The organism is Paenibacillus sp. MY03, assembly GCF_002165585.1.
Classification (GTDB): Bacteria; Bacillota; Bacilli; order Paenibacillales; family Paenibacillaceae; genus Pristimantibacillus; species Pristimantibacillus agaridevorans.
In genome coordinates this window covers 1-4,183 of sequence record NZ_MXQD01000037.1, presented here as the reverse complement: position 1 = coordinate 4,183, position 4,183 = coordinate 1, and the positions used below count along the sequence as shown (strand labels likewise).

The window sequence follows — 4,183 nt, the reverse complement described above, 5'->3', positions numbered from 1 at the left end:
AAGTCCCTCTACGCGCACCATACCATGAAAAAACCCTTCTGATACGAAGGGTTTTTTGCTGTTCTAGCCGATCCGGTAAGATTAAGCTTTCTTTTTGCTACATAACGATTAGAAGCAAGTGAAGGACTGAATAGATCTCAGGTCGAAGCCGGTGTACATCCAGAAAAATCCCGTCCAGCGGAATCCCGCAATCGAGGTTGGTCCGACGAAGACGGGGAAAAACCAGAATTGATTGCCGTTATGCAGCCAAATATACGTATTGCGGAACATGCAGCGACGAATGGCGCCAGGATCTACGGCAAGCGGCGACGCAGAAGCTTGCTGCGGTACGAAAGACGGCGGAGGAGAGGACGGCGCGGCATGGGGACCGCCAGGTGTTGGACCTGGTCCTGGCCCAGGGCCCGGACCAGGTCCGAATGGAGGGCCGGGCGGCGGACCGAAGGGAGGAAAAAACGACATATGCGTTCACTCCTGTTTCTTTAGTTTTCGAAGCGGGTACTTTAATTGGGCAAGGGCTCTAGCTTATGTAATGTATTCAAGTCGAGTTTAGGATGTTAATCATTTACAGGCTATAATTTGAATGATAGCAATGATGTATTTTGTAAATAATATGAAACATGAGCAAGACTTGTACGTAGTATTCGGCTAGAGCCATTTCAAAAACAAACGGAGGTGAATCCCTCGTACTTGAGGGAACTAATTGGACTTATCCATCTTGATTAATTTGCTGTTGGTAGCGCTGCTTATCGTAATGACTGCTTTCTTCGTCGGATCGGAATTCGCGGTAGTGAAGGTCAGAATGTCCCGGATTGATCAATTGATTGCGGAAGGCAACAAGAAAGCAATGGCGGCCAAACGGCTAGTAACGGATCTGGATTATTATTTGTCGGCGTGTCAGCTGGGTATTACGGTCACTGCACTCGGACTTGGTGCGCTCGGCGAGCCGACAATCGAAAAAATTCTGCATCCGATCTTCCACGATTGGGGCGTATCCGACGCTTGGGCCACCCCGATTTCCTACACGCTTGCATTGTCGCTGATGACATTTTTGCACGTCGTATTCGGAGAGCTGGCTCCTAAAACAATGGCGATCCAATTCGCGGAGCGTATGACGCTTCTTCTGGCAGGACCGCTTGTTCTGTTCGGCAAGATTTTGTTCCCGCTCATCTGGCTCCTTAACGGCTCGGCTCGAGTATTCTTGAGAATGTTTGGCGTTCAGCCGGCGGGTCACGAACAAGCCCATTCGGAGGAAGAACTTAAGATTATTATGGCTCAAAGCTTCAAAAGCGGCGAAATCAACCAGACGGAACTTTCTTATATGCAAAATATTTTTGCATTCGACGAACGCGTAGCGAAGGACGTTATGGTCCCGCGTATGCAGGCTATGTCGGTTGACGCGCGTATGACGCGTGAAGAAGTGCTTGCGATTATTGATGAGAACAACTACACACGCTACCCTGTGACTCAGGAAGGCGATAAGGATAAAGTAATCGGATTCCTCAATGCGAAGGAATTGGTAACCGATATCGCGCTGGGACGTTCTACTCCAATCCAGTCGATGATTCATGAGATCGGAACTGTGCACGAGACTGCCCCACTGCAGGATGTCCTTCTTAAGATGCAGAAGAAAGGCGTGCATATCGCTCTCGTTATCGATGAGTACGGTGGCACGGCCGGCATCATTACGATGGAAGATATTCTCGAAGAGATTGTGGGCGAGATTCGGGACGAGTTCGATAACGACGAGCAGCCCGACATTGTTAGAAAGTCAGAGAACGAGTATGTGCTGAACGGCTTGGTGCTGCTTGAGGACATCGAGACTCAATTCGGCGTCAAATTCGAAGAGGATTTCGGGGTTGATACGATTGGAGGATGGCTGCAGGTCCAGCAGTTCTCACTCGAAGAAGAACCTGTTCCGATTACACACGGTCGACATGTCTTTACCGTTCTGGAGATGGACAACCACCAGATTCTGAAGGTGTCTATGTCCCTTTATGCAGCCGAGGAACCGGAAGAGAACGAAGAAGACGAAGATTAACAAATCTCAGCGAGGACGAGGGCGTAGTTGCTGCCCTCGTCTTTTTTACGACATTAAAGAATTAAGGCGATGAAGCGCAATCAGGACTTGCCAACAGCGCGGGGAACGTGATATGCTCAATATCTAAGCATCACCTATGCGCGTATGGCGGAATTGGCAGACGCACTAGACTTAGGATCTAGCGGGCGACCGTGGGGGTTCAAGTCCCTCTACGCGCACCATACCATGAAAAGGCCCTTCGGAGACGAAGGGCTTTTTGCTGCTTATTATTCATACTAGAATTAGCTTCGATCCTTGTTGGCTTCATCTACGTACGGACCTGCTTCCCCTTTTCGATACTCACAGTACCGGATGTACTGGATGCTGGAGAGGATATATCCCCGACGGTCTCCTACGCCAGCGACTAGGCATCGGGATGAAGCTTGCGGCCGGCAAATCCGTCATGCCAGCCATGATAATGTGTGATGCGGTCCTCGCCTTCCCGCCAGCATAACAAGATCTCTTCGCCGTCCATGACGCCGGGGAAGTCGATAAGGCCGGGATTGATCATTTTGATCAATACGCCTCGTCTTGCAAAGTTTTGCATATACAGCTGCAATTCGAATTGCATGAAGTCCATCTGTCCTTCCATCTCGAACAAAAGCTCTCCCGACAGCTCGGTATGTCCCGCCTTTACCTTCCGGTAGTGGATATAGTGCTCCTCCAGCTTGTGCGACAGCTCTTGCAACTGCTCCAGGTTCTGCTTCACTTCGGGGAGCAACGCATTGGCTTCCGCCAATGTGTATCGTTTGGTTACCATGGATATCCTCTCCTTACCAATCAGTATACGAAATGTTACCCGATCGTACAAATCGGAAACATCGTTCATTTGGCAACTTTGCAATCAAGCTGAAAGTTGTCATTGACTTTGTACCTGAGAACAATTATCATTAATATGTCATTGATAATAGTTTTCAGTTTATGTTTGAATATATAGATGTTACGGTCGCGCCAGGAGCGCGGCGGGAGGAGCGTGCAGCACCATGTTTCGTCTTTCAACTTCGGATCTGGCTATTTCTTATGACGAGCGTCTCATTGTACAGAACTTGAACATTTCCATCCCGCAAGGAAAGGTGACGGCTCTCGTTGGAGCCAATGGCTCCGGCAAGTCGACCATCCTAAAGACGATGGCGCGGATTATGAATCCGTCGCATGGCAATGTCCTTCTGGACGGCAAGTCGATTCATAAGCAATCCACGAAGGATGTGGCGAAGCAGCTCGCGATTCTGCCGCAGAATCCGACAGCGCCCGACGGCTTGACCGTTGCGGAGCTAGTTTCTTATGGTCGTTTCCCTTATCAGAAGGGCTTCGGCTCCATGAGCAAAGAAGATCGCAGCGTTGTGCAGTGGGCGATCGAAGCGACGGGCATGGTTGAATTTACGGATCGCCCCGTCGATCAACTCTCCGGAGGTCAGAGACAACGCGCATGGATTGCGATGGCGCTTGCTCAGGAGACGGATATACTGTTCCTGGACGAACCGACGACGTTTCTCGATATGGCGCATCAGTTGGAGGTTCTTCACTTGCTTCAGAAGCTGAATGAGCACAATAATCGCACGATCGTTATGGTCGTCCATGATTTGAATCATGCGGCTCGTTACGCGCATCATATGATTGCGATCAAGAGCGGCGTTGTACGAGGTGAGGGCTCGCCGATCGAGGTCATAACGCCAGACATCATGCGCGATGTATTTAACATTGAAGCGGATATCGTTCCGGACCCTAGAACAGGGGTACCGCTGTGTCTGCCGTTCGCGCTGGCCGGCATGCCTACCGTCGACAAAGTGATGGGCAGCAGTTTGGCCGACAAGGAAGGGAAACCGTCTTTGACGGCAGCAGGAGCTTAGTCGGAGTGACCGAATATAGGGCAGAGAGATCTCCATTCTTATGCAGAATGGGGATTTATTATGGGGAGGGCAGCTTAGGGGAACCACTTGCTGCAGGTGCTTGACAAGCCGTTGAAACCTCTATGCCATGTGAGAAATAAGCTCTCTAAAAAAAAGTTTGAGATTTCATGAAAAAAAAGTTGCAATTTATTTGGCTGAGTGATATATTATTACTTGTCGCCACGACGAATTGATAGCTAATTGCTTGAAAACATTACCG

4 protein-coding genes and 1 tRNA gene are annotated in these 4,183 nt (G+C 49.7%); 3 read left to right on the top strand and 2 right to left on the bottom strand.

The annotated features are described in order from the left end of the window. Positions 1 to 108: 108 nt before the first annotated feature. Positions 109 to 459 carry a transporter gene (locus tag B1748_RS25065; RefSeq protein ID WP_087570688.1) on the bottom strand — a complete coding sequence of 117 codons (351 nt, stop codon included), beginning with the start codon at positions 457 to 459 and terminating at the stop codon, positions 109 to 111. A 241-nt stretch (positions 460 to 700) separates the two neighbouring features. Here B1748_RS25065 and B1748_RS25060 point away from each other — a divergent pair, with 241 nt between their 5' ends. Together B1748_RS25060 and B1748_RS25055 are read left to right on the top strand one after the other, a co-directional pair. Next, the gene (locus B1748_RS25060; RefSeq protein ID WP_087570687.1) at positions 701 to 2,038 is read left to right on the top strand and encodes a hemolysin family protein; all 1,338 of its coding nucleotides are present in this window, start codon (positions 701 to 703) and stop codon (positions 2,036 to 2,038) included. Between the two features lie 138 nt (positions 2,039 to 2,176). Then, a tRNA-Leu gene (locus B1748_RS25055) sits at positions 2,177 to 2,259 on the top strand. Between the two features lie 182 nt (positions 2,260 to 2,441). Here B1748_RS25055 and B1748_RS25050 read toward each other — a convergent pair. Beyond that, positions 2,442 to 2,837, bottom strand: coding sequence for a DUF2203 domain-containing protein (locus B1748_RS25050; RefSeq protein WP_087570686.1), 396 nt, complete (start codon positions 2,835 to 2,837; stop codon positions 2,442 to 2,444). Between the two features lie 223 nt (positions 2,838 to 3,060). Between B1748_RS25050 and B1748_RS25045 the strand changes: the two genes are divergently transcribed. Next, a complete protein-coding gene (locus tag B1748_RS25045; RefSeq protein ID WP_087570685.1) occupies positions 3,061 to 3,924 on the top strand; it encodes an ABC transporter ATP-binding protein in 864 nt (287 codons plus the stop codon). Positions 3,925 to 4,183 lie beyond the last annotated feature (259 nt).